Here is a 23,801-nt window from a genome sequence, read left to right as displayed (position 1 = left end):
GCCGGTACGTCAGATTCCCGGCATCCCTCCGATATCGTGCTTGCCCGCACCCTTCTGCAGCGCGATCGCCTCTGTCAGCGTCGACTCGTCATCCGCCGCCGGGTTGTGCGCATTCGCGATCGCCCGGAGCTTCGGTGACCGACGCGTGCGGATCTCGATGTACTTCGCAATCCCCGAGAGGATCAGACACATGACGATGTAGATACCGCCGATGATGAACGCCGATTGCAGGATGGGACGCCCCTGCTGCGATCCGAGCAGCTTCGCGAAATACAGCAGTTCAGGGTACGTGATGATGAATCCGAGAGCGGTGTCCTTCATGGTCACCACGAGCTGAGCCACGATCACCGGGAGCATCGCCCGGACGGCCTGTGGCAGCAGGATGAGTCGCATGACGCCGTTCTTGCGCAGCCCGATCGCGTAGCCGGCTTCCTTCTGGCCGCGGGGCAACGATTCGATGCCGGCGCGCAGCACTTCGGCAAGTACCGACCCGTTGTACATCATGAGCGCGATGACCACGGCCCAGTACGGCGGCATCCTGACACCGATCACAGGAAGGCCGTAATACAGCAGCATCATGAAGACCAGCACCGGGACAGCCCGGAAGAACTCAGTGACGACCGTCACGGGGACGCGCACCCAGGCATGCTCCGACAACCGGCCGATCGCGAGCACGAAGCCCAGGATCAGGCTCAGAACCGCCGCCAGGCCGAACGCCGCAAGCGTCCGCCCCAGAGCGTCGAAGATCTGCACCCAGACAGCGGAGAACGTGAAGACGTACCAGCGAGAAGCCTCGAACTGTCCGCTCTGCCACAACTGGTAGGAGACGAAGCCGAGGACAGCGAGGACGACGATGACCGTGGCCACGCCGAGGATCCGATTGCGGAGTATCGCCTTCGGGCCGGGCACGTCGTAAAGGACGGAAGTCATCGCGCGATCCTCCACTTGTTCTCGAGATAGCGCTGCAGCCAGCTGAGAAGCATGACGAGCGCCACGAAGATGACAGCCACCCACAGTAGGACGACCAGCGCATTCTCCCCGCGTTCGCTCATGTACGACCGGACGGCACCCAGCTCGACCACGGAGAATCCGGCCGCAACGGTCGTGTTCTTGAGGAGCGCGATGAAAACGCTCATCATCGGCGGCACCACCGAACGGAACGCCTGCGGCAGCACGACCAGGGTCATCACCTGTCCGAATGGCAGGCCGATCGCCCGCGCTGCTTCCGCCTGCCCTGTCGGCACCGTGTTGATGCCTGCGCGGATCACTTCGGCAACATACGTCGCGGTATAGATCCCCAGTGCGAAGATGCCCAGGACCGTCGGATCGACCTTGGGAAGTCCCAGTTGCGGATAGCCGAAGATGAAGAAGAAGAAGACGAGTGTCAGTGGCGTGTTGCGGACCAGGTTGACGTATACCGTCCCGACCCCGCGCGCGATAGGCACGGGCGCGACACGCATGGCGCCGACGAGCACGCCGATCACCATTGCAAGCGCGCCGCCGGCGAAGAACAGCACCAGGGTGTTGCCCAGTGCCTCGCCCCACAGGTCGAGATTCCCGAAGATGACGTCCACGCCGCCCTCCCCTTCCGTGTGTCGAAGAGGGACGGTCCTGAGGACCGTCCCTCTTGAGCCGATCAGTCGACCGCGGGCTGTTCGACCTCGATACCCGACGAACCGAGGTTCGCGTCGAAGATCGCCTGCCAGATGTCGCCGCCGTCGGTAAAGAGCGTGTTGATGTGCTCCTGCAGCGCCGCATCGCCCTTGGTGAGGCCGACGCCGTAGCGCTCCTCAGTGAACGGCTCGCCGACGACCTTGAGGTTGTCCGGGTCCTGGGCTGCGTAGCCGATCAGGATCGCCTGGTCGGTCGTGACTGCCTGGACCTCGCCATTGAGCAGTGCCTCGACACAAGCCGAGTACAGGTCGAACTCGCGAGTCGGAACCTCCGGGTAGTTGTCCCGGATGTTCTGGATCGGAGTGGAGCCGGTCGCAGAGCACACTGTGGTGTCCGCGTTCAAGTCCGCTTCGCTCTTGATGTCGCTGTCGCTGCCGACGAGGAGTCCCTGCCCAGTGATGAAGTACGGACCAGCGAAGTCGATGATCTCCTTGCGCTTATCGGTGATCGAGTAGGTTCCGACGTAGTAGTCGATGTCGCCGTTCACGAGCGCCTGCTCGCGGTTCGCGGACGCGATCGCCTTGAACTCGATCTGGTCCTCGTCGAAGCCGAGGGAGGCCGCGATCCATCGCGCGATGTCGACGTCGAAGCCGGTGCGCTCCTGAGTCGTCACGTCGAGGTAGCCGAGACCGGGCTGGTCCTCTTTGACGCCGATGATCACGCCGTCGCGCGCGCTCATGTTGTCGAACGTGGGGCTGCCTTCGAGCGTGACGTCCTCGGCCACCTCGAACCAGGTCGTCTCCTCGCCGGTGTCGCCGCCGTCGGTGTCTCCACCGGGATCGGTCGGTGTGCCGCTGTTGCAGGCGGTCAGCGCGAGCAGCGCTGCTGCCGCGATCCCGATCCCTGCCAGTGTCCGTGTGCGTCGCATGTGCGTCTCCTTCGTGTGCTGTGTGTGCAGGATGGTCAAGTCGGATCAGTGGGTGAGGAGCTTCGAGAGGAAGTCCTTCGCACGGTCGCTCTTCGGCTTCGTGAAGAACTCCTCCGGCGTGGCCTCTTCGACGATCTTCCCGTCCGCCATGAAGACGACACGGTTCGCAGCTTTGCGGGCGAAGCCCATCTCGTGTGTGACGACGATCATCGTCATCCCGTCATGGGCGAGCCCGACCATGACGTCGAGGACCTCGTTGATCATCTCGGGGTCGAGCGCACTCGTCGGCTCGTCGAACAGCATCACCTTGGGGTTCATGGCCAGCGCCCGTGCGATCGCGACGCGCTGCTGCTGCCCGCCGGAGAGCTGAGCCGGGAGCTTGGTCGCCTGCTGCGCCACGCCGACGCGGTCCAGCAGCAGCATGGCCTCCTTCTCGGCATCCGCCTTCTTCATGCCGCGGACCTTGATCGGCCCGAGCGTGACGTTCTCGAGGATCGTCAGGTGGGCGAAGAGGTTGAACGACTGGAACACCATGCCGACGTCGGCTCGCAGGTGCGCGAGTCCCTTGCCCTCGGCGGGGAGCTCCTTGCCATCGATCGAGATCTGGCCGCTCGTGATCGTCTCGAGTCGGTTGATCGTGCGACACAGCGTCGACTTGCCCGACCCGGACGGCCCGATCACCACCACGACCTCGCCCTTGCCGACGGTGAGGTTGATATCGGTCAGTGCCTGGAACTCGCCGTAGTGCTTCTGGACGTTGTCCACGACGACAAGGGGTGCACCAGTCTCGGTCATGCTCCCCACCCTAGGAGTCGGCGGGCGCCGGAACCAGAGCCGAACCGCCCGAGTTACATAGTTGTAACCGGGCGGAATCGTTCAGCGCGCGGCAGCGGCGCGTTGCGTGAACGCGCTCTCGTACAGGCAGACGCTCGCCGCGGTGGCGAGGTTCAGGGATTCCGCACGTCCGAAGATCGGCAGCTTGAGCGCACGGTCCGCCAGCGCGAGCGACGCGTCCTCGAGTCCGCGCGCCTCGTTGCCGAACAGCCAGGCGGTCGGCCCGTCCAGCACACCCTCGGCGCGGGCTGCGAGCAGGTCGTCGCCCTTCACGTCGGCCGCGAGGACGGTGATGCCGGCGGCACGGGCTCGGGAGACGACATCCACCAGATCCCCGCCGACCGACACGGGCAGGTGGAACAGCGAACCGGTGGTCGCCCGGACGACCTTCGGATTGTAGGGGTCGACGGTGCGGCCGGTAAGGACCACAGCGTCCGCGCCGGCGGCATCCGCTGCCCGGATGATCGTGCCGAGGTTGCCGGGATCCCGCACCTCCTCGCAGATCGCGATCAGACGAGGGGATGCCGCGAAGATCTCCTTCACCGCCGTCGGCGTCTGCTGGACCACCGCGACGAGCCCCTGCGGCGTGACCGTGTCGGCCATCGCGTTCAGGACGTACTCGGTGACGTACTCCACCTCGACGCCGTGCTCGCTCGCCTTGGCGCGGATATCGGGATGCTTCTCCCACCCGGTCGGCGTAGAGAACAGCTCGACGATCGCCTCGGGGCGGTACGAGAGCGCTTCGCGCACCGCCTGCGGACCCTCCAGCAGGAACAGGCCCGTCTCGGTGCGGGCACTGCGCTTGGTGAGCTTGGCGACGGCGCGAACGCGGGGGGACCGGGGATTCTCCAGCACGGTCTCAGTCTAGGGACACGGGGACCGCTCCCGCGCGCATCGCGGAGCGCTGTTCACTCGGCGTCCACGCAGATCAGCGGGCTAGTGTGCCCTGGTGCCCTCCGCCGTCCCGCGCTCCCCCGCCCATCGGCGCATCGCCGTAGGCACGGCGGCCGTCCTCACGATCGCTGCGGGGCTCCTCGTGCACCGGTACGGGTCGGGTGATTCCGGAGACATCGTCGGCGACGCGCTCTACGCGGTTCTCCTGTATCTGCTGCTCGCCCTGCTCGCCCCGCGCAGCCCGCGGCGCCTGATCGGCGCGCTCGCGCTCATCCTCTGCGCCCTGGTGGAGTTCCTGCAGCTCACCGGCATCCCCCGCGAGGCCGCGGCCGTCTTCCCGCCGGCCGCGCTCGTCCTCGGTGCCGGATTCGATCAGCGGGATCTGCTCGTCTACGCGGCAGCGGTCGTGATCACGATGATCGTGGATGTCGTGATCTCGCGTGCCACACGTCCGCGCTCGCACACGGCGTAGGAACGACGAAACGGGCGCCCTCCCGAAGGAGGACGCCCGTTTCCGAGAGGATGCTTACGCAGCCGTCTTCGGTGCGTTCACGTCCGAAGGCAGAGCCTTCTTGGCCGTCTCGACGAGCGAGGCGAACGTGGCCGGCTCGTTCACCGCGAGCTCGGCGAGCATGCGACGGTCGACCTGCACACCCGCGAGGCCGAGGCCCTGGATGAAGCGGTTGTACGTGATGCCGTTCTGGCGGGCCGCAGCGTTGATGCGCTGGATCCACAGACGACGGAAGTCGCCCTTGCGCTTGCGACGGTCACGGTACGCGTAGACGAGGGAGTGAGTGACCTGCTCCTTGGCCTTGCGGTACAGACGCGAACGCTGACCGCGGTAACCGGACGCGCGCTCGAGGATGACGCGACGCTTCTTGTGGGCGTTGACCGCCCTCTTGACTCTTGCCATTTTCCTGTGTTCCTGTTCGTGCGTTCGGGCGCGTCAGCGACCGAGAAGCTTCTTCGCGACCTTGGTGTCAGCCTTCGACAGCACCTGGTCCTGGTTGAGGCGGCGGGTGCGACGGCTCGACTTGTGCTCGAGGTTGTGGCGCATACCGGCCTGCTGCTTCTTCAGCTTTCCGCTTCCGGTGATCTTGAAGCGCTTCTTAGCACCCGAGTGGGTCTTCTGCTTCGGCATCTTCTCTTCCTTCGTATGGCGCCTTCTCAGGCGACGGTGTTCACCCGCGCAATGCGGGAGTCTGTGGGGCGGGCGTTACTCCGCGGCGGCCTCGTCCACGGCATCCGTGGTCTTGCCGTCGCGGGCGGCCTGCTTGTTCGCGGCGCGCTGTGCGTCGCGGACGGCGTTCTGCTCGGCCTTCGCCTCGGACTTGTTCTTCAGCGGAGCGACGACCATGACCATGTTGCGTCCATCGATCGTGGGGTTCGACTCGACGGTTCCGAACTCGGCGACATCCTCCGCGAACTTGCGGAGCAGGCGCACACCCTGCTCGGGGCGCGACTGCTCGCGTCCACGGAACAGGATCATCGCCTTGACCTTGTCGCCGGCCTTCAGGAAGCCCTCGGCACGCTTGAGCTTCGTCGTGTAGTCGTGAGCCTCGATCTTCAGACGGAAGCGGACTTCCTTGAGGATCGTGTTCGCCTGGTTGCGGCGAGCTTCCTTCGCCTTCTGGGCGGCCTCGTACTTGAACTTGCCGTAGTCCATGATCTTGACCACGGGCGGCTTCGAGTTGGGGGCAACCTCGACGAGGTCGAGGTCGGCTTCCTGCGCGAGGCGCAGCGCCGCCTCGATGCGGACGACGCCGATCTGCTCACCCGCGGGACCGACGAGGCGGACCTCGGGGACGCGGATGCGCTCATTGGTGCGGGGATCGCTGATGCGGAACTCCTTAGACGATGGTTTCGGCCACCAGGATGCTGTCGGCATCCCGGGCGAAATCAGAATCGTCTCCCACCCACCGGCATTCAGACGCCGGCTGGCACCCTGTCTACCGGTCGATCTTTCGAACGGAACCGGCGGAGTGCTAGACCCGGTAGCCTGGAACGGCAAGCGCGGGTGGGAAGTGAATCCTCTTTCGTACCGGAACAAAACGTTCCGGAGCCCGGCACAGTCTAACAGAAGGCAAGGCGAAGTGACGACTCAGGCATCAGGCGACGACCACCGGCACGACGAGTGGGCTCGGCAGGAGGATGCCGCGACCGCCGCATCCCGCGATATCGCCGACGTTCCGGCGGTCGAGGTGATCACCACCACGGCCGTGCACCTCATGAGTGCGGCGGCCGTGAAGCTCGGCCTGGCCGACGACCCGGACAATCAGCTCGACCTCGACGAGGCGCGCAAGCTCATCAACGCACTGGCCGGCCTGATCACCGCAGGGGCACCGGAGATCAGCGACATGCACGCCCGCTCGCTGCGCGATGGACTGCGGTCGCTGCAGCTCGCGTTCCGCGAGGCATCCGCCATCCCGGACCCGATCGGCAAGGGGCCGGGCGAGAAGTGGACGGGGCCGGTCACGTAACCCGGTCGACGGGCTCCGGTCCTGCGGGCTCCGGGGCGCCGCCTTCGCTCGCAGAGCGGGGACCCTCCCGCTTCGCGGGCCCCTCCCGATGCTCGCTCCGGTCGGCGCCCCTGCGCCCTCCGGACCTGCGCCCTCGCGAGTCCTTGACTGGTGGATGAGGAGGAAGCTCCCGCGACGCCCCTGCTGACTCCGGCTGCTCGCTCGCATTCGTCGCTGAACCGGTGGATGAGGAGAGGAGGCGGGCGGAGTCGAGAAACCAATCCGGGCTCGAGAAACCATGTCTGCGGGTGTTTCTCGAGCGGAAAGTGGTTTCTCGGGTTCAGGCGGAACGGCGGAGCTTCACCGTCAGGGAATCCGCAAGGACCGCGATGCGGTCGTCGGCGGCCCAGCGCTGCGCGAGGCGGGCGAGCACGGCATCGAGGACCTCGCGCTCCAACCCGTCGACCAGTTCGAGGACGACGACGAGCTCTGGGCCGCGCAGCCGCGCGTCGGGGTCCCCCGGCGCCACGGCGACATCGATCACGGCCAGTTCGTGCGCGACGCTCTCCTGCAGCGCCGCATAGACCTCGGGAGAGAGGAAGCTCGGTTCCCAGGCATGCCCCTGCGCCACGGCCCACACCGCCGGGCGGCGCAGCACGAACTCGGTATCGCTCGTCGGATCGAGCACGATCAGATCCGTGTCTTCGGCTGACGCCGCCAGAGCGGCGCGCACGGCCTCGACCGGTATCGGCCGCGCCGAAGCATCCCACCGCTGCATCGCATCGACCGAGGAGAACACGGGCTGGACACGTCGTCCGTCGGGGGCCGCGACCGTCACGATCGACAGCTCCTGCGTCTTGTCCACCGCGAGCCCCGAGGGCGCGATGCCCTCCTCGCCCTTCTCGGCGATCAGCGGGATCAGGACGCGCGCCGAACGGAACGCGTCGACGACCTCGGCCTGACTGCCGGCTCCCGCACGGAAGCGCAGCAGTGCAGCGAGCAGCGCCGGGTCGGCTGACCCGTCGTCCGCGGCGTGCGGGTTGGACTCGAAGCTGCGCCCCGCCCAGGGAACACCGGCCGAATCGCCTGCGTCCGGGTGATCGCAGGAATCAGTCTCCCGCGACATCCAGTGCCTCTGCCAGCGTGAACGCGCCGGCGTAGAGAGCCTTGCCGACGATCGCACCCTCGACACCCAGCGGCACGAGCTCGCGCAGAGCCGCGATGTCATCGAGGCTCGAGATGCCGCCGGAGGCGACGACGGGCTTCGGGGTGCGCGAGGTGACCTCGCGCAGCAGTTCGAGGTTCGGGCCGCGCAGCGTGCCGTCCTTGGTCACGTCGGTGACGACGTAGCGGCTGCAGCCGGCCTCTTCCAGACGGTCGAGCACTTCCCAGAGGTTTCCGCCCTCTTCGGTCCAGCCGCGTGCTGCCAGCGTCGTGCCGCGGACGTCGAGCCCGACGGCCACCGCCTCGCCGTAGCGGCTGATCACGTCGGCCGCCCATTCCGGGTTCTCCAGAGCGGCCGTGCCGAGGTTGATGCGGGAAGCACCGGTCTCGAGCGCCGCCTCCAGACTCGCGTCATCGCGGATGCCGCCGGAGAGCTCCACGTTCACGCTGCGGAACTGCTTGATGACCTTGCGGAGGATGTTCGCGTTCGAGCCGCGCCCGAACGCGGCATCGAGGTCGACGAGGTGGATCCACTGGGCACCCTGGTCGACCCATTCAGCCGCCGCATCCAGCGGGTCGCCGTAGCTGGTCTCGCTGCCCGCCTCACCCTGGGTGAGACGCACCGCCTTGCCGCCGGCCACATCGACGGCCGGGAGAAGGGTCAGGCTGGGTGTTGACGCGAAGTCGTTCATGTCGTCCTCGGGTGGATGAATGTGCACCGTTCGCGGGCACGAGACACGAGACTAGTCCCGTCTGCGGCACGGTTCAAAACGATGACGCCCGCGTGACGGTGCGCGTCGTCCGCTCAGAGCGTTCCGACCCAGTTGCGCAGCAGCCGGATGCCGGCCTCGCCGGACTTCTCCGGGTGGAACTGGGTCGCGGACAGTGGCCCGTTCTCCACGGCGGCGAGGAAGGGCGAACCGTACGTCGTCCACGTCAGCGCGGGCTCGGGGAACGGCGGCATGACGTCGAGTTCCCAGTGCTGCGCGGCGAAGGAATGCACGAAGTAGAAGCGCTCCTCCTCGATACCACGAAAGAGCACGCTGCCCTCGTCCGGCGTCACCGTGTTCCAGCCCATGTGCGGCAGAACGGGCGCGTCGAGTTCGGTGACGGCACCAGGCCACTCCCCCAGGCCCTCGGTGTCGATGCCCCGTTCGACGCCGTGTTCGAACAGCACCTGCATTCCGACGCAGATCCCGAGCACAGGGCGACCGCCGGCGAGGCGGCGCTCGATGATCTCGTCACCGCCGTGGGCCGCAAGAGCCTCGCGCACGGCCGCGAACGCGCCGACGCCGGGCACGACGAGGCCGTCCGCCTCGAGCGCCTCGGCCCTGTTTCCGGTGAGCACGGCATCCGCGCCAGCGGCGATCAGCGCCTTGACTGCGGAGTGGACGTTGCCGGACTCGTAATCGAAGACGGCGACGCGAGGACGACTCACAGCGCGCCCTTGGTGGACGGGATGCCGGAGACCAGCGGGTCGAGCGCCTTGGCCTGGCGGAAGGCGCGCGCGAAGGCCTTGTACTCGGCCTCGGCGATGTGGTGCGGGTCGCGTCCGCCGAGCACGCGCACGTGGACGGTGAGCCCGGCGTTGAACGTGATCGCCTCGAAGGAGTGGCGCACGAGAGAGCCGGTGAAGTGTCCGCCGATGAGGTGGTGCTCGAAGCCGGCGGGCTCGCCGGAGTGCACGAGATACGGCCGACCGCTGATGTCGACGACGGCCTGAGCGAGCGCTTCGTCCAGCGGGACGAGCGCATCGCCGTAGCGGGAGATGCCGGACTTGTCGCCCAGCGCCTCACGGATCGCCTGACCCAGCACGATGGAGATGTCCTCGACGGTGTGGTGCGCATCGATGCCGGTGTCGCCGGACGCGCGCACGGTCAGGTCCGTCAGCGAGTGCTTCGCGAAAGCGGTCAGCATGTGATCGAAGAACGGCACCGACGTATCGATGTGGCTGATGCCGGAACCGTCCAGGTTCAGCTCGAGTTCGACGGACGACTCGGACGTGCTGCGGGTGCGGCTGGCGGTGCGGCTCATGAGGCCGATTCTATCGATGCCAGCGCGTCCAGGAACGCCGTCGTCTCGGCCTCGGTGCCTGCCGTGACGCGCAGGTGCCCTGCGATGCCCACATCCCGTACGAGAACCCCCCGGTCGTACAGCGCCTGCCAGGTCGCCTTCGGATCCACCACCCCGCCGAACAGGACGAAGTTCGACCAGGATTCGTGCGGCGCGTAGCCCAGCGCTTCGAGCGTCGCCGTGATCCGATCACGCTGCTCGACGATCTCGTCGACCATCGCGAGCATGGTGTCGGCGTTGCGCAATGCCGCGATCGCCGCGGCCTGGGTGAGAGCGCTCAGGTGATACGGCAACCGGACGAGGCGCAGAGCGTCGATGAAAGCCGGATCGGCCGCGAGATAGCCGACACGTGCACCCGCGAACGCAAACGCCTTGCTCATGGTCCGCGAGATCGCCAGACGCGGGCGACCCTCCAGAAGCGTCAGCGCTGACGGTTCATCGCGAGGGGCGAACTCCTGATAGGCCTCGTCGACGACGACGATGCCACGGGATGCTTCGTACACCGCCTCGACGACATCGAGGCCGAGCGGTGTGCCGGTCGGATTGTTCGGCGAGCACAGCAGGACGATGTCCGGTTCGACGGCCGCCACCTGTGCGGCGGCGTCGTCCGGCGTCACCGTGTAGTCCGGCTCGCGCTTGCCTGCGATCCATGTGGATCCGGTGCCCTGCGTGATGAGCGGATACATCGAGTACGTCGGGGCGAAACCGAAGGCGGTGCGCCCCGGTCCGCCGAAGGCCTGCGCAATGTGCTGCAGGACCTCGTTCGATCCGTTGCCCGCCCAGATCCGATCCGCCGACAGCCCGTGGCCCAGGTAGTCCGCGAAGCTCTCGCGCAACGTCGTGAACTCGCGATCCGGGTAGCGGTTCACGTCGCGAAGAGCGACCGCGATGTCGTCGAGGATGTCACTGGCGACGGCATCCGGAATCGGGTGCGTGTTCTCGTTGACGTTCAGCGCGACCGGAAGCGGCGCCTGCGGAGCGCCGTACGGGGTGAGGCCGCGCAGATCATCGCGGAGAGGAAGGTCATCGAGGGAGGTCACCCGCCCCATGCTACCGAGACGGCTCCACCGCCCGAGGCCGATATGACGAAGCGTCTCAACCCGCGTAGGCCGCCGGGATCGCCAGTTCTTCACCGATCATCAGCGTGCCGCCTTCGAGCAGGTTCAGCTTCTGCAGGCCGTCGACCACGTCACGCGGATCGGCACCGGGCGCGATCTCCTCCGCGATCGACCAGAGAGTGTCGCCGGGCATGACGGTGACCGTCTCGAACGACGAGGTCACTTCCTCACCACCGGCGTAGGCGGATCCGCCGCTGAGCGCCGCGAAGGCGAGACCGACCGCCAGGGGAAGCGCGGCGAGGGCGAGCAGGACGCGGCGACCCCGTGCCGTCAGACGCAGCCGGGTGACTGCCGCGGACGGACGGATGGACGGTGCGGTGACGCTGATGCTGCTCATGATCGCTGCTCCTCGTACTTCCTCTCCCGATCGGGAGACTTTGGCGTAGCGTTCGCATTCCCCACTCGGCCGGGAGTGGGGGATGCGAAGCTACGTACCGAATGTATCTTCGATTTCGAATGACTGTCAAGTCTTTTTCGAAACCGGATCGTCGAATCCTCCGACACGCTCGAACAGATCTTCCCCGCACGCGGAATCTCGGATACGGTTTCGCTAACGACACCTCACCACGGGCCTCCGACATCGATGCCGGACACCCGATCGGTCAACGAAGGAGCAGCCATGAGCGACGCATCAGCCCCCGGCACCGAGGCACCGCGCACTCGTCGACGCAAGAGCCTGAGCGCCAAGCAGATGGCGATCCTCGAAGTCATCCAGACGTCGATCGCGCGGCACGGCTATCCGCCGAGCATGCGCGAGATCGGCGACGCCGTCGGACTGAAGTCGCTCTCGAGCGTCACGCATCAGCTGGGCCAGCTCGAGCTCAGCGGCTACCTGCGCCGTGACCCGGGCAAGACGCGCGCCATGGAGGTGCTGATCGATCTGCCGGGCAGCGGCACCGAGAACCCGGCGGACACGGCTCCCCCCGTCGGCGACGCAGCGCTCGTGCCCCTCGTCGGGCAGATCGCGGCCGGCGTGCCGATCACTGCAGAGCAGCAGGTCGAGGAGATCTTCCCCCTGCCGCGCCAGCTCGTGGGCAAGGGCGAGCTGTTCATGCTCAAGGTCAACGGCGAGTCGATGATCGATGCCGCCATCTGCGACGGCGACTGGGTCGTGGTGCGCACGCAGAACACGGCGGAGAACGGTGAGATCGTCGCCGCCATGCTCGATGACGAGGCCACGGTCAAGACCTTCCGACGCCGTGACGGCCACACCTGGCTGCTCCCGCGGAACTCCGCGTTCGAGCCGATCCCTGGCGACGACGCGACCGTGCTGGGCAAGGTCGTCGCGGTGCTGCGCGCGGTCTGATCCCCTTCGACAGCAGAGCGGCCTCTCCCGATCGGGAGAGGCCGCTCTGCTGTCCTGGTGCGATCAGATCGCCACTGACACGTCCTCGCGGACGCGGCGGGTGGCCTCGACGATGTTGCGCAGCGACTCGGTCGTCTCGTCGTACCCGCGGGTCTTCAGACCGCAGTCCGGGTTGACCCACAGCTGACGGTTCGGGATCTCGGCCGCCGCACGGCGCAGCAGCGCCTCGATCTCGTCCGTGGAGGGAACGCGCGGCGAGTGGATGTCGTAGACACCCGGCCCGATGCCGTGGTCGAAACCGGAATCGACGATGTCGTCCACGACGTCCATCCGGCTGCGTGCCGCCTCGATCGACGTGACGTCGGCATCCAGCGCCCGGATCGCGTCGATCACGACGCCGAACTCCGAGTAGCAGAGGTGGGTGTGGATCTGGGTCGCCGCGACCGCTCCGCCGGTGGCGAGGCGGAACGAGTCCACCGACCACTTCAGGTACGCGGCCTGGTCCGCCTGCTTGAGCGGCAGCAGCTCGCGCAGCGCGGGCTCGTCGACCTGGATGATCTCGATGCCGGCCTTCTCGAGATCGGTGATCTCCTCGCGCAGCGCGAGGGCGACCTGGTTGGCCGTCTCGCCGAGCGGCTGGTCGTCGCGCACGAACGACCAGGCGAGGATCGTGACGGGTCCCGTGAGCATGCCCTTCATGTGCTTGGCCGTGCGGGACTGGGCGTAGGTCGACCAGTCCACCGTGATCGGCGCGGGACGGGACACATCGCCCCACAGGATCGACGGGCGGGTGGCGCGCGATCCGTACGACTGCACCCAGCCGTTCTCCGTGACCGCGAATCCGTCCAGGTTCTCGGCGAAGTACTGCACCATGTCGTTGCGCTCGGGCTCGCCGTGCACGAGGACGTCGAGGCCGAGGTCCTCCTGCAACGCCACGACGCTGTCGATCTCCGCACGCAGGAACTCCTGGTACTCCGCCTCGGTGATCTCGCCGCGCGTGAAGCGCGCACGCGCACGGCGGATGTCACCGGTCTGCGGGAACGAACCGATAGTCGTCAGCGGGAGCGCGGGGAGGCCGAGGGCCTCTTCCTGCGCCGCCTCGCGCTCCGCGTAGGAGACGCGCGAGAAGTCGGCATCCGACAGGGTGCGGGCGCGCACGCCGCCGTCGCGGACTCCTGGTGCCGACAGGCGGTCCGCCAGAGCCGCGGATGCCGCGTCCAGCTCGTCCTGGATCGCCGCGCGTCCTTCGGCGAGACCGCGGGCCAGCGTGACCACCTGCGCGACCTTCTGGTCGGCGAAGGCGAGCCAGGAGACCAGACGACCGTCGAGCTGGTACTCGTCCGTGACGTCATGCGGCACATGCAGCAGCGAGGTCGAGGTCGAGGCCGCGATCCCTGCCGCACCGAGCGCCTTCAGCGCTTCGAGCCGGTCGAACGCCGCTGCGAGGTCGCCGCGCCAGATGTTGTGGCCGTCGATCACACCGCCGACGAGCACCTTGTCCGCAAGCCCTGCGGCGGCCGCGGGAACGGAGCCGCGGACCAGGTCGACGGCGATCGCCTCGACCGGTGCGGCGGACAGCACGGGGAAGGCGGCATCCAGCGACGCGTAGGGAGCAGCGACGAGGATCGCGGGACGCTCGGATGCCCCGCCGAGCACGGCGAGCGCGCGCTCCGCGGCAGCGGTGAGCTGCGCGGTCGACGCCGGCAGCGACTCGCTGACCAGGGCGGGCTCGTCGATCTGTACCCAGGCGGCACCGGCGGCCCGCAGACGCGCGAGCAGGTCGACGTAGACCGGGAGCACGTCCTCGAGGCGGGACAGCGGGTCGAAGCCCTCCGGCGCGTCATCCGAGGCCTTGGCCAGGGCGAGGAGCGTGACCGGCCCGACGATGGCAGGACGCGTCACGAATCCGGCAGCGGCGGCCTCGACGACCTCGCGGACGAGGCGGTCGCTGGAGAGCGAGAACGACGTCTCCGGACCGATCTCGGGCACGAGGTAGTGGTAGTTGGAGTCGAACCATTTGGTCATCTCCAGCGGCGCGCGGTCGCCTTCGCCGCGGGCGACGGTGAAGTACGCCGGGAGTCCGATGGTGCCGTCCGCGTCGCGCAGGTTCTCGAAACGCGCAGGGATCGCACCGACGGTGACCGCGGCATCCAGAACCTGGTCGTAGTACGAGAACGACTCGGGGATCGCGGAATCCGTGCGGCCCAGACCCAGCGATGCGAGGCGCTCGCGGGTCGCGGCGCGCAGCTCGGCGCTGGTCGCCTCGAGCTGCTGCTCGTCGATCCGCCCGGCCCAGAACGCCTCGACGGCCTTCTTCAGTTCGCGGCGGCGCCCGATGCGGGGGTAGCCGAGGATGGTGCCCTCGGGAAATGCAGTCATGGTCGGTCCTTTCAGGAGGGGTCTAGTGGTGAAGAGCGGGGAGGATGTCGGCCGACTCGAGGACGTTCAGGACCGTCTCGTGCTGGTTGAACGCATACAGGTGCACACCGGGTGCGCCGCCCGCGACGACCTCGCGGGCGAGCCGCGCGGCCCAGTCCACGCCGATCGCCCTGCGTCCCTCGACCGTCGGCTCGACCTCGAGGGCGACCTGGAGCTCGCCGGGGATCTCCTCGCCGGTGAGCTCGAGGACTCTGGTCAGGCGCGTGGGCGAGGTGATCGGCATGATCCCCGGGAGGATCGGAATCGTGACGCCGGCGCGGCGCGCGCGCTCGACGAACGCCAGGTAGTCGTCCGGGTGGAAGAACAGCTGCGTGATGGCGAAGGTCGCACCAGCCGCCTGCTTGGCCAGCAGCGCCTCGACATCCTGCGTGCGGTGCGCCGAGCGCGGATGCCCCTTCGGGAACGCCGCCACGGCGATGCTCACCTTCCGGCGCGGTCCGACGCGCGCGGCGCCGGGGATGCCCGGAACGGGCGACTCCTCGTACGGAGCGCGCTCCGCCTGCACCCGATCGATCAGCTGCACGAGCTGCGCGGCGCTCTCGAGGTCGCCGAGGAACGGCTCGTCCTGACCGGTCGGCGGATCGCCGCGGAGAGCGAGGAAGCTGCGGATGCCGGCATCCAGGAACTCGCGGATGAGCTGATTGGCACCGGCGTACGTGTTGCCGACGCAGGTGAGGTGGGCGAGCGGCTCGACGTCGGTGTGCGCTCGGATGTACCGGAGCACTTCGAGCGAGCGCCCTCCCGTCGATCCGCCGGCACCGTACGTCACCGACAGAAATGCGGGGCCTGCGGCCGCCAGGCGGAGCACGGTCTCATGCAGTGCGTCCGCGCTGGACGGCGTGCGCGGCGGGTACAGCTCGAAGGAGAACGGCACGCGCGAGGCACCGACGGGGGTGGAGTCCTCGGAGGTCATGTTTCTCTCCTGCTGACAGTGCGGACACGGGGCGGCCGCGAAGAACCTGCGCTTCGCGGGCGGATGCCGGGCTCGGCTGTCGCTCCACGCTCCAGGGCGAACGGGGCGTTTCCATGAAGGTAAGGCACCGGGCGCACCGCGCGCACCTGTGTGACGCCATGTGTCGTGTGGCGTGCGTCTCGTAGGCTCGGAGCATGCCCCAGCCGTTCGGTTCCTGGCCATCGCCGTTCCACGCCGCCGATATCGCGGCATCCGCTCCCCGCATCGACGGCGCCCGCTTCGTCGGAGACGAGATCTGGTGGGGCGAGTCCGTGCCGTCGGAAGGCGGGCGCGTGACCGTGCGCAGTTCGACGGGGGCCGAGGTGCTCCCGGCACCATGGAGCGCGCGTTCGCGCGTGCACGAGTACGGCGGCGGATCCTGGACGGCGGATGCCGACGGCATCCTGTACTTCGTCGAGGCCCGCGGCCAGCAGGTGCACCGGCTGGTGCCGGGCGGAGCGCCGCAGCCGCTGACCGCACCTGGGCCGGCCCACGGCGGTCTGCGCCTCCAGCACGGCCGACTGCTCGCCGTCCGCGAGGACCTGACGGCCGACCCGCACCAGCGCGCGATCGTGGAGATCCCGACCGACGGCTCGGCCGCGGACGATCCGTCCGCCGTGCGCGTGCACGCGCAGGGCCCCGGCTTCTTCGCCCACCCCGCGCTCTCCCCCGACGGCACGCGGATCGCCTGGGTCCAGTGGCAGGGCGATCGGATGCCGTGGGAGAGCGCCCAGGTGGGCATTGCGCGGGTCGGCGGCGAGGCCGCTGTGATGCCGACTCGCGCGGCGCTGCAGCCGGAATGGGCCGATGACGGCGAGCTGCTGTACGCGGACATCCCCGACGACCGCTGGACGCTGCATCGCGTGGAAACGACCGGCGTTACGCCGTCCACCGGCATCGCGATCACCCCGGCCGATGCGGACACCGGATACGGACTGTGGGTGCTCGGCAACCGCTGGTATCAGCCCGTGGCCGACGGGCGCATCGTCGCCGTGCGCACGAACGGACGCGACGAGGTCGTCGTGATCGATCAGGACGGCCGGCTCCGCGTGCTCGAAGTCCCCGGCGACGGTCACGTGAGCATCGACGACGTCCAGGGGTCGCGCGTGCTCCTGACGGGAACGGGATCGACGGTCTCCCCCGGGCTGTGGTCCGTCGACATCGACTCGGGCGCCGCCGCAGCGATCGTCGGAGGCCACCCGGTGGATGCCGCGTGGATGCCGCCGGCGCAGCCGATCATCGTGGACGGCGCTCATGGTCCGGTGCACGCCTTCGCGTACGCACCGGCGCACCCCGAAGCCGTTGCGCCGGATGACGAGTTGCCGCCGTACATCGTGTTCGTGCACGGTGGGCCCACCGCCCATGTCACCGGCGCCGCGTCCGCGGGGATCGCCTACTACACGAGCCGGGGCATCGGCGTACTGGATGTCAACTACGGGGGCTCGACCGGCTACGGACGCGCCTATCGGGAGCGCCTGGACCGCAATTGGGGCGTGGTCGATGTCGATGACGTTCTGGCCGCTGCGCGCGGGCTGGCGGAGGCAGGCCTGGCGGACCCCGCGCGCATCGCGATCCGCGGCAGTTCGGCCGGCGGCTGGACCGTGCTCGCAGCCCTCGTCCGCGGCCGTGTCTTCGGCGCCGGGATCAGCCGGTACGGGGTCACCGACCTGCGCGCCCTCGCCGCAGACACGCACGACTTCGAGAAGGAGTACCTGAACGGACTCGTCGGCCCCTTGCCCGAAGCGGAGGCCCTGTACGTCGAGCGGTCACCGCTGACGAACGCGGACCGCATCGAGGTCCCTGTCCTGCTGCTGCAGGGGGCGGACGACCCCGTCGTGCCGCCGTCGCAGTCCGAGGCCATCCGGGATGCCCTCGCCGCGCGCGGCATCGACCACGAGTTCGTGGTGTACCCGGACGAGAGCCATGGGTTCCGCAGCGCGGAGACGATCATCGATGCGCTCGAGCGCGAACTGGGCTTCCTCGGCCGCGTGTTCGGATTCCGCCCCGAACGGTGACCGCTACTCGCCGACGCGGTTGCGCAGGCGCATCGCGCGCTCCGCCTCGCGGGTGTCCTGACGTTCGCGCAGCGTCTGGCGCTTGTCGAACTCGCGCTTGCCCTTGGCCAGTGCGATCTCGACCTTGGCCCTGCCGTCGGAGAAGTACAGCTTGAGCGGAATCAGGGTGTAGCCGCCGGCGGAGACGGCATGCTGCAGCTTGTCGATCTCGTCGCGGTGCAGCAGCAGCTTTCGGACGCGCTTGGAGGCGTGATTGGTCCAGTGCCCCTGCGAGTACTCCGGGATGTGCACCGAATCGAGGAACGCCTCGCCTGCCTTGATGAACGCGTAGCCGTCGCTGAGATTGGCGCGCCCCTGGCGCAACGACTTCACCTCGGTGCCGGTGAGCACGAGTCCCGCCTCGTACGACTTCTCGATGTTGTAGTCGTGACGTGCGCGACGATTGGTCGCGACGACCTTCTCCCCGCGTTCCCTGGGCATACTGCACTCCTGTGTCCGCGCCGTGCGGGCGCACGACAGCCTGTCAGCTTATCAGGTGCGCAACCAGCGACGGATCGCGAAGCCGGCCGACAGCGCCGCCAGCACGACGCCGATCACGATGAGAATCGGCACCACGAGTGCGGCGTCCTGCATCGAGACCCAGGTCGTGATCGACGGCACCCGCCCTCGGAGATAGCCGTCGACGCCGAAGTGCATCCCGGCGAGCACTGCCGCGCTGGCGAGCACGGAACCGAGGAAGGCCGCGAACACGCCCTCGAGGACGAACGGCGTCTGGATCACCCTGTTCGATGCGCCGACCAGGCGCATGATGCCGATCTCCTTGCGCCGGGCATAGGCCGACAATCGGATGGTTGTGGCGATCAGCAGCACCGCGGCGATCAGCATGAGGGCGGCGATGCCGACGGCGATGTACGTGGCCACGGTCAGGGCGGAGAAGAGCGGATCCAGATACTTCAACTGATCGACCACCTCCTCGACGCCCTGCACACCGGTGAACGACTCGGCGATCACGCGGGACTGGGCAGGGTCCTTCAGCGTCACCCAGAAGCTCTGCTGCATCTGATCCTCGGTGAGCACGCCCGCCTGCTCCTCGCCGACCAGTTCGACGAGATTCGCGTACGCCTCGGCCTTGTCCTCGAAACGCACGCTGCCGATGAGCGGCGACAGCGCATCGCCGTCGAGTTCGGTCTGCACGGCATCCAGCTGCTCCTGCGTCGCCTCGCCGTCCAGACACGTCTCGGTCTCGGAGACCGGCGAGCACATGTAGACCGCGACCTGTGCGCGTTCGGACCAGTAGGCCCGCATCGTGGAGATCTGCTCCTGCATCAGGATGGCGGCGCCGACGAACGTGAGGGAGACGAACGTCACCAGCACGACGGAGATGACCATGGATGCGTTGCGCCGAAGCCCCACCAGGGCCTCGGTCAGGATGAGTCCGATCCTCATGTCGTCGGCCCCACTTCGTCGTCGTCCTTGTCTGTGAGTCCGAGACGATCGGCCACCCCCACCTCGGCGATGTCGACCTCGGGGAGGGCGATCGGATGCGTCAGGGACGGTGCCTGTTCCGGCACCGCGGCTGCGGCGTCAGCCGCGGTCGGTGCGGATGCCGGGGCCGTCGTGACCGGTCCGGTCGCCGCTCGGTTCTTCACGTCCCGCATGCGCGCGAGCGTCTCGGCGTCCAGCGGCGGGATGGAGGCCGTCTCGCGCTGCACCTCCTGCACGGCGGTGAGCGCCGCGGCGGCTGCCGCACCGCGCTCCTGCGCGGGAGCGAGCAGAGGAATGGCCGAGGTGTCGCCGTATCCGCCGTGCACCTCGTCGCGGACCATCTCACCGTCGCGGAGCTCGATCACGCGGCGCTGCATCTGGTCGACGAAAGCGGCCTCGTGCGTCGCCATCAGCACGGTGGTGCCGCCCGCGTTGATGCGTGCCAGCAGCTGCATGATGCCGACCGAGGTCGCGGGGTCCAGGTTTCCGGTCGGCTCATCGGCCAGCAGGATCTGCGGTCGGTTTACGATCGCGCGCGCGATCGCGACGCGCTGCTGCTCTCCGCCGGACAGTTCGTGCGGCATCCGCTTCTGCTTGCCGTCCAGCCCGACGAGTGCGAGCGCCTCTGGCACGGCCTGCTGGATGAAGCCGCGCGAGGAGCCGGTGACCTGCAGCGTGAACGCGACGTTCTGATAGACGGTCTTCGACGGCAGCAGTCGGAAGTCCTGGAACACGGAGCCGATGTGGCGGCGGAAGTACGGCACCTTGCGGTTGGCGAGCGAGCGGAGGTCGCGACCGAGCACAGCGACGCGCCCCGTGGAGGGGACCTCCTCGCGCAGGATGAGCTGCAGGCAGGTCGATTTCCCGGAGCCCGAAGCACCGACGAGGAAGACGAACTCCCCGCGTTGGACTTCGAAGTCGACTCCTGACAGGGCGGGGCGCTTGGTGCCCCGATAGCGTTTGGTGACGTTCTCGAACCGAATCATGGCGCTACGAGCCTAAGCGCGGGCACGGCGCTGCCCGCGAGCGACACTCCTCTGCGCCGCGCGGGACTGCACCCCGCGGATGTCGCACAGGACTGATTAGATGAAGGGGGACACCGGAGGGGTCGTCCTGCGCCCGTGCCGCGCACAGCAACGGCGCGAGAACTCGAGGACATCATGAGCACGCCTGCCGGTTGGTATGACGACGGATCGGGCCGCCAGCGCTGGTGGGACGGCACGCAGTGGACGGACCAGTTCGCCCCCGAGACGGCGGCGCCGGACTCCGGCGTCCCGCCCTACGCTTCGAACCCGGCCGCCGGTACGCCCGCACCGGGCGGCGCAGCGCCGTACGCGGCTGCCGGACCTGTCGGTTCCGGCGTGAAGCCGAAGCCGCACATTCTGGCGTGGATCGCCCTCGGCGTCGCGGCACTCGGCTTCCTCCTCGCCTGCATCCCGCCGACGGTGATCGTCGGGCTCATCCTGCTTCCGATCGGTCTGATCCTGTCGATCGTGGCGCTGTTCATGAAGGGCGCGAAGTGGCCGGCCATCACGGGCCTCATCCTCGCCGTCGTCGGCGGGATCATCGGCACGGTCGTGCTGGTGGTCAGCATCGTCGCCGTCGGCGTGCAGGCGATCGAGGAGATCTCGGACACGACGGTCTCGTCGTCGCCGCAGGACGAGGCCGACGACTCCGACGATGCGTCAGACGATGCCGCCGAATCCGGTGCACGGCCGACCGTCGATGAGCTCGAAGACGGCATCGAGGCGTACCTCGTCGCCACCGGTGTCGAGGACACCTTCACGGATGCTCAGCTCACCTGCCTCGCGGAGGCCTTCGTGGCGTCCGATACCGATGACGCGACGCTGCGGGCCATCGTGGAAGCCGACGGAGACTTCACGGACGTGGAGGCCGCCCAGGCTTTCGCCACCCTGCTCGGGGAGAGCACCGTGACGTGCGCGACCGTCCAGTGACGCACTGACAGCATGAAGGCGGCCCCGGTGGATCACCGGGGCCGCCTTCATGTGCACGGTTCAGTCGTCGTCGCGACGCTTGCGCCAGCGGATGCCGGCCGAGATGAACCCGTCCAGGTCTCCGTCGAAGACCGCAGCCGGGTTGCCCGACTCATGTCCGGTGCGCAGGTCCTTGACCAGCTGCTGGCCGTAGAGGAAGTACGAGCGCATCTGGTCGCCCCAGCTCGCGGTGATGTTGCCCGCGAGCTCCTTCTTCTTCGCCGCCTCCTGTTCCTTCTGCAGCAGCAGCAGGCGGGTCTGCAGAACGCGCATGGCGGCGGCGCGGTTCTGGATCTGCGACTTCTCGTTCTGCATCGACACGACGATGCCGGTCGGAAGGTGCGTGAGTCGCACGGCCGAGTCGGTCGTGTTGACCGACTGACCACCGGGACCGGATGAACGGAACACGTCGACGCGGATGTCGTTCTCGGGGATGTCGACCTCAGTGGCCTCTTCCATCAGCGGAATGACCTCGACGGCGGCGAACGACGTCTGACGCTTGTCGGCTGAGCCGAACGGGCTGATGCGGGCGAGCCGGTGCGTGCCGGCCTCGACCGACACGGTGCCGAAGGCATAGGGCGCGTCGATCTCGAACGTCGCGGACTTGATGCCTGCGCCCTCGGCGTACGACGTGTCCATGACCTTGACCGGGTACTTGTGCCGCTCCGCCCAGCGCAGGTACATGCGCATCAGCATCTCGGCGAAGTCGGTGGCGTCGTCGCCACCGGCACCGGAACGGATCGTGATGATCGCGCTGCGCTCGTCGTACTCGCCGTCCAGCAGCGTCTGCACCTCGAGCTGGTTGATGAGCTCGGTGAGCGCCGACAGTTCGCTGCGTGCTTCGAGCGCGGATTCCTCGTCGCCCATCTCGTTGGCCAGGTCGATGAGCACCTCGAGATCGTCGAGCCGCTGCGCGATGCCGGTGATGCGAGCGAGCTCGGACTGTCGATGGCTGAGCGCGCTGGTCACCTTCTGGGCGCGCTCGGTGTCGTCCCAGAGATCGGGCGCGCCGGCCTCTTCACTGAGTCGCGCGATGTCATCGCGGAGACGGGAGACATCGACGACCTCGCTGATGTCGCCGAAGGTTTGCCTGAGCGCCTGGATTTCGGCGGAGAGATCGAGTTCGAGCATGACACCCCAGCCTATCCTGCTTCGGGACGCGGTGAGAGGTCGGGGCGCCGCGAGTAGAGTGGCCGACGATGAGCAGCGCATCCACGGTCCTCAAGCAGTTCGGGCCGATGGTGTACCTGCCGACGATCCTGTTCTCGCTCGGCGAGGGTGCCGTCCTCCCCCTGATCCCCGTGATCGCCGCGAACATGGGCGCCGACGTCGCCTCGGCCGCCCTGGTCGCTTCCGCGCTCGTCGTCGGGCAGCTGTGCGGGAATCTCCCCGCCGGCTGGGCCGTCGCACGCATCGGCGAGCGCTACACGATGGTGATCGCCGGCCTGATCTCGATGCTCGCCGTCGGAGGCATGATCGTCGCGCCCGTGATCGGCGCCTTCGCCGCTGCGGTGTTCCTCCTCGGTTTCTGCGCGGCCGCCTTCGGGCTCGCCAGGCACGCGTTCATGACGACCCGAGTGCCGATCGCCTTCCGCGCCCGCGCTCTGTCGCTGCTGGGCGGGAGCTTCCGCCTCGGCGTCTTCATCGGCCCGTTCGTCACTGCGGCGCTCCTGCAGGTGTTCGACGAGACCGCGGCGATCTGGTTCTTCCTGGCGTGTCTGGTCGCGATGGTCGCGCTCGTCCTGTTCGGCCCCGATCCGGAGAAGACGATTCCCCCGAGCTCCGCGAACGGCACGCTCACGGAGGACACCGGCGAAGCCGTGTCCGGCTCCATCCCGACGATCGAGCGACCGGGGGTCTTCCGCACCATGTGGCATCACCGCGGCGTGCTCGGCCGACTCGGGCTGGCCGCGGCATCCCTGTCCGCTGTCCGCTCCGCCCGCCAGGTCATCCTGCCGCTGTGGGGCGTCTCGCTGGGTCTGGATGCCCAGACGATCGCGCTCGTCGTCGGCGTCTCAGGGGCCATCGATTTCGCCCTGTTCTATGCGAGCGGTCAGGTGATGGACCGGTTCGGCAGGCTCTGGGCGGCGATGCCGGCCATGGTGCTGATGGGCTCGGGCTTCCTGGTGCTCTCGTTCACCCACGACGGCGACGCCGCGGTGCTCTGGTTCGGCATGCTCGCAGCCGTCCTCGGCGTCGGCAACGGCCTGTCCAGCGGCATCCTGCTCACGCTGGGCGCCGACGTGGCGCCGCGCACGGAGCCCGCCGCCTTCCTCGGTTCCTGGCGGACGCTGACGGATGCCGGGGGCGCCGTCGCCCCGCTCCTCGTGTCGGGCGTGACGGCGATCGCTTCGCTGTCCGTCGCGACTGGTCTCATCGGAATCGTGGGTCTCGTCGGCGCGCTGGGCTTCGTGCGGTGGATTCCGAAGTTCAGCCCGCGCCGACCGGACTGACCGTCACTGCAACGCCGACCGGACTGACCGTCACTGCAGCGCCGACCGGCTGACCGTCACTGCAGCGCCGACC

26 protein-coding genes are annotated in these 23,801 nt (G+C 68.2%); 6 read left to right on the top strand and 20 right to left on the bottom strand.

The window, feature by feature from the left end:
- Nucleotides 1-9 precede the first annotated feature (9 nt).
- The 5 genes from M2317_RS11180 to M2317_RS11160 form a co-directional block, all read right to left on the bottom strand.
- Nucleotides 10-930 (bottom strand): amino acid ABC transporter permease, encoded by a 921-nt coding sequence (locus tag M2317_RS11180; RefSeq protein ID WP_429460164.1) that lies wholly within the window; start codon nt 928-930, stop codon nt 10-12.
- Nucleotides 927-1,574, bottom strand: coding sequence for an amino acid ABC transporter permease (locus M2317_RS11175; RefSeq protein ID WP_429460162.1), 648 nt, complete (start codon nt 1,572-1,574; stop codon nt 927-929). Before M2317_RS11175 ends, M2317_RS11180 begins: the two co-directional genes overlap by 4 nt.
- Nucleotides 1,575-1,636: 62 nt before the next feature.
- The gene (locus M2317_RS11170; protein ID WP_429460160.1) at nt 1,637-2,542 is read right to left on the bottom strand and encodes a glutamate ABC transporter substrate-binding protein; all 906 of its coding nucleotides are present in this window, start codon (nt 2,540-2,542) and stop codon (nt 1,637-1,639) included.
- A 45-nt stretch (nt 2,543-2,587) separates the two neighbouring features.
- Nucleotides 2,588-3,337, bottom strand: coding sequence for an amino acid ABC transporter ATP-binding protein (locus M2317_RS11165; RefSeq protein WP_429460159.1), 750 nt, complete (start codon nt 3,335-3,337; stop codon nt 2,588-2,590).
- A gap of 81 nt (nt 3,338-3,418) precedes the next feature.
- A complete protein-coding gene (locus tag M2317_RS11160) occupies nt 3,419-4,231 on the bottom strand; it encodes a TrmH family RNA methyltransferase (protein ID WP_429460157.1) in 813 nt (270 codons plus the stop codon).
- A gap of 94 nt (nt 4,232-4,325) precedes the next feature.
- Here M2317_RS11160 and M2317_RS11155 point away from each other — a divergent pair, with 94 nt between their 5' ends.
- Nucleotides 4,326-4,742: a DUF2809 domain-containing protein gene (locus M2317_RS11155; RefSeq protein ID WP_429460155.1), complete on the top strand. Its 417-nt coding sequence runs from the start codon at nt 4,326-4,328 to the stop codon at nt 4,740-4,742.
- 54 nt (nt 4,743-4,796) lie between these two features.
- On the opposite strand, the gene rplT is transcribed toward M2317_RS11155, so the two are convergent.
- The 3 genes from rplT to infC all read right to left on the bottom strand — a co-directional run bounded on the left by rplT (nt 4,797) and on the right by infC (nt 6,158).
- On the bottom strand, nt 4,797-5,183 hold the full coding sequence (gene rplT / locus M2317_RS11150; RefSeq protein WP_376179528.1) for a 50S ribosomal protein L20: 387 nt from the start codon (nt 5,181-5,183) through the stop codon (nt 4,797-4,799).
- A 33-nt stretch (nt 5,184-5,216) separates the two neighbouring features.
- Nucleotides 5,217-5,411 (bottom strand): 50S ribosomal protein L35, encoded by a 195-nt coding sequence (gene rpmI / locus M2317_RS11145; protein ID WP_017828564.1) that lies wholly within the window; start codon nt 5,409-5,411, stop codon nt 5,217-5,219.
- Nucleotides 5,412-5,486: 75 nt separating this feature from the next.
- Nucleotides 5,487-6,158, bottom strand: coding sequence for a translation initiation factor IF-3 (gene infC / locus M2317_RS11140; RefSeq protein WP_429460152.1), 672 nt, complete (start codon nt 6,156-6,158; stop codon nt 5,487-5,489).
- Between the two features lie 205 nt (nt 6,159-6,363).
- On the opposite strand from infC, the gene M2317_RS11135 reads away from it, so the two are divergent.
- Nucleotides 6,364-6,750 carry a DUF1844 domain-containing protein gene (locus M2317_RS11135; protein WP_429460150.1) on the top strand — a complete coding sequence of 129 codons (387 nt, stop codon included), beginning with the start codon at nt 6,364-6,366 and terminating at the stop codon, nt 6,748-6,750.
- Between the two features lie 319 nt (nt 6,751-7,069).
- Here the strand turns inward: M2317_RS11135 and M2317_RS11130 are convergent, their stop codons facing one another.
- The 6 genes from M2317_RS11130 to M2317_RS11105 all read right to left on the bottom strand — a co-directional run bounded on the left by M2317_RS11130 (nt 7,070) and on the right by M2317_RS11105 (nt 11,421).
- Nucleotides 7,070-7,855 carry an SseB family protein gene (locus M2317_RS11130; protein WP_429460148.1) on the bottom strand — a complete coding sequence of 262 codons (786 nt, stop codon included), beginning with the start codon at nt 7,853-7,855 and terminating at the stop codon, nt 7,070-7,072.
- On the bottom strand, nt 7,839-8,585 hold the full coding sequence (gene priA, locus M2317_RS11125; RefSeq protein WP_429460147.1) for a bifunctional 1-(5-phosphoribosyl)-5-((5-phosphoribosylamino)methylideneamino)imidazole-4-carboxamide isomerase/phosphoribosylanthranilate isomerase PriA: 747 nt from the start codon (nt 8,583-8,585) through the stop codon (nt 7,839-7,841). The genes M2317_RS11130 and priA overlap by 17 nt, the downstream gene beginning before the upstream one ends.
- Before the next feature lie 113 nt (nt 8,586-8,698).
- Nucleotides 8,699-9,331, bottom strand: a complete 633-nt coding sequence (gene hisH / locus M2317_RS11120) for an imidazole glycerol phosphate synthase subunit HisH (protein WP_429460146.1) — start codon at nt 9,329-9,331, stop codon at nt 8,699-8,701.
- Nucleotides 9,328-9,927: an imidazoleglycerol-phosphate dehydratase HisB gene (gene hisB, locus M2317_RS11115; protein ID WP_429460144.1), complete on the bottom strand. Its 600-nt coding sequence runs from the start codon at nt 9,925-9,927 to the stop codon at nt 9,328-9,330. Before hisB ends, hisH begins: the two co-directional genes overlap by 4 nt.
- Nucleotides 9,924-11,015, bottom strand: a complete 1,092-nt coding sequence (locus M2317_RS11110; protein WP_429460142.1) for a histidinol-phosphate transaminase — start codon at nt 11,013-11,015, stop codon at nt 9,924-9,926. The genes hisB and M2317_RS11110 overlap by 4 nt, the downstream gene beginning before the upstream one ends.
- Before the next feature lie 46 nt (nt 11,016-11,061).
- Nucleotides 11,062-11,421 carry a LysM peptidoglycan-binding domain-containing protein gene (locus M2317_RS11105; RefSeq protein ID WP_429460140.1) on the bottom strand — a complete coding sequence of 120 codons (360 nt, stop codon included), beginning with the start codon at nt 11,419-11,421 and terminating at the stop codon, nt 11,062-11,064.
- A gap of 282 nt (nt 11,422-11,703) precedes the next feature.
- On the opposite strand from M2317_RS11105, the gene lexA reads away from it, so the two are divergent.
- On the top strand, nt 11,704-12,390 hold the full coding sequence (gene lexA, locus M2317_RS11100) for a transcriptional repressor LexA (RefSeq protein ID WP_429460139.1): 687 nt from the start codon (nt 11,704-11,706) through the stop codon (nt 12,388-12,390).
- Between the two features lie 63 nt (nt 12,391-12,453).
- On the opposite strand, the gene metE is transcribed toward lexA, so the two are convergent.
- Together metE and M2317_RS11090 are read right to left on the bottom strand one after the other, a co-directional pair.
- On the bottom strand, nt 12,454-14,769 hold the full coding sequence (metE, locus tag M2317_RS11095) for a 5-methyltetrahydropteroyltriglutamate--homocysteine S-methyltransferase (RefSeq protein ID WP_429460137.1): 2,316 nt from the start codon (nt 14,767-14,769) through the stop codon (nt 12,454-12,456).
- Nucleotides 14,770-14,791: 22 nt separating this feature from the next.
- Nucleotides 14,792-15,742, bottom strand: coding sequence for a methylenetetrahydrofolate reductase (locus M2317_RS11090; protein WP_429460135.1), 951 nt, complete (start codon nt 15,740-15,742; stop codon nt 14,792-14,794).
- 194 nt (nt 15,743-15,936) lie between these two features.
- Here M2317_RS11090 and M2317_RS11085 point away from each other — a divergent pair, with 194 nt between their 5' ends.
- Complete coding sequence (locus M2317_RS11085; RefSeq protein WP_429460133.1) at nt 15,937-17,796, top strand: prolyl oligopeptidase family serine peptidase; 1,860 nt, start codon at nt 15,937-15,939, stop codon at nt 17,794-17,796.
- 3 nt (nt 17,797-17,799) lie between these two features.
- Here the strand turns inward: M2317_RS11085 and smpB are convergent, their stop codons facing one another.
- The 3 genes from smpB to ftsE are packed head-to-tail and all read right to left on the bottom strand — an operon-like array spanning nt 17,800 to nt 20,267.
- Nucleotides 17,800-18,276, bottom strand: coding sequence for an SsrA-binding protein SmpB (smpB, locus tag M2317_RS11080; protein WP_429460131.1), 477 nt, complete (start codon nt 18,274-18,276; stop codon nt 17,800-17,802).
- A 51-nt stretch (nt 18,277-18,327) separates the two neighbouring features.
- Nucleotides 18,328-19,242 (bottom strand): permease-like cell division protein FtsX, encoded by a 915-nt coding sequence (gene ftsX / locus M2317_RS11075; protein ID WP_429460130.1) that lies wholly within the window; start codon nt 19,240-19,242, stop codon nt 18,328-18,330.
- Nucleotides 19,239-20,267: a cell division ATP-binding protein FtsE gene (gene ftsE, locus M2317_RS11070; protein WP_429460128.1), complete on the bottom strand. Its 1,029-nt coding sequence runs from the start codon at nt 20,265-20,267 to the stop codon at nt 19,239-19,241. Before ftsE ends, ftsX begins: the two co-directional genes overlap by 4 nt.
- A 135-nt stretch (nt 20,268-20,402) precedes the next feature.
- On the opposite strand from ftsE, the gene M2317_RS11065 reads away from it, so the two are divergent.
- Complete coding sequence (locus tag M2317_RS11065; RefSeq protein ID WP_429460127.1) at nt 20,403-21,236, top strand: DUF2510 domain-containing protein; 834 nt, start codon at nt 20,403-20,405, stop codon at nt 21,234-21,236.
- A gap of 60 nt (nt 21,237-21,296) precedes the next feature.
- Here M2317_RS11065 and prfB read toward each other — a convergent pair whose 3' ends face one another.
- Complete coding sequence (gene prfB, locus M2317_RS11060; RefSeq protein WP_429460125.1) at nt 21,297-22,406, bottom strand: peptide chain release factor 2; 1,110 nt, start codon at nt 22,404-22,406, stop codon at nt 21,297-21,299.
- A gap of 68 nt (nt 22,407-22,474) precedes the next feature.
- Here prfB and M2317_RS11055 point away from each other — a divergent pair, with 68 nt between their 5' ends.
- On the top strand, nt 22,475-23,728 hold the full coding sequence (locus tag M2317_RS11055; protein ID WP_429460123.1) for an MFS transporter: 1,254 nt from the start codon (nt 22,475-22,477) through the stop codon (nt 23,726-23,728).
- Nucleotides 23,729-23,801 lie beyond the last annotated feature (73 nt).

This window comes from Microbacterium sp. ZKA21, from assembly GCF_050434165.1.
Lineage (GTDB): Bacteria > Actinomycetota > Actinomycetes > Actinomycetales > Microbacteriaceae > Microbacterium.
The sequence above is the reverse complement of the archived record's forward strand: the minus strand, read 5'-3'. Positions and strand labels throughout refer to the sequence as shown.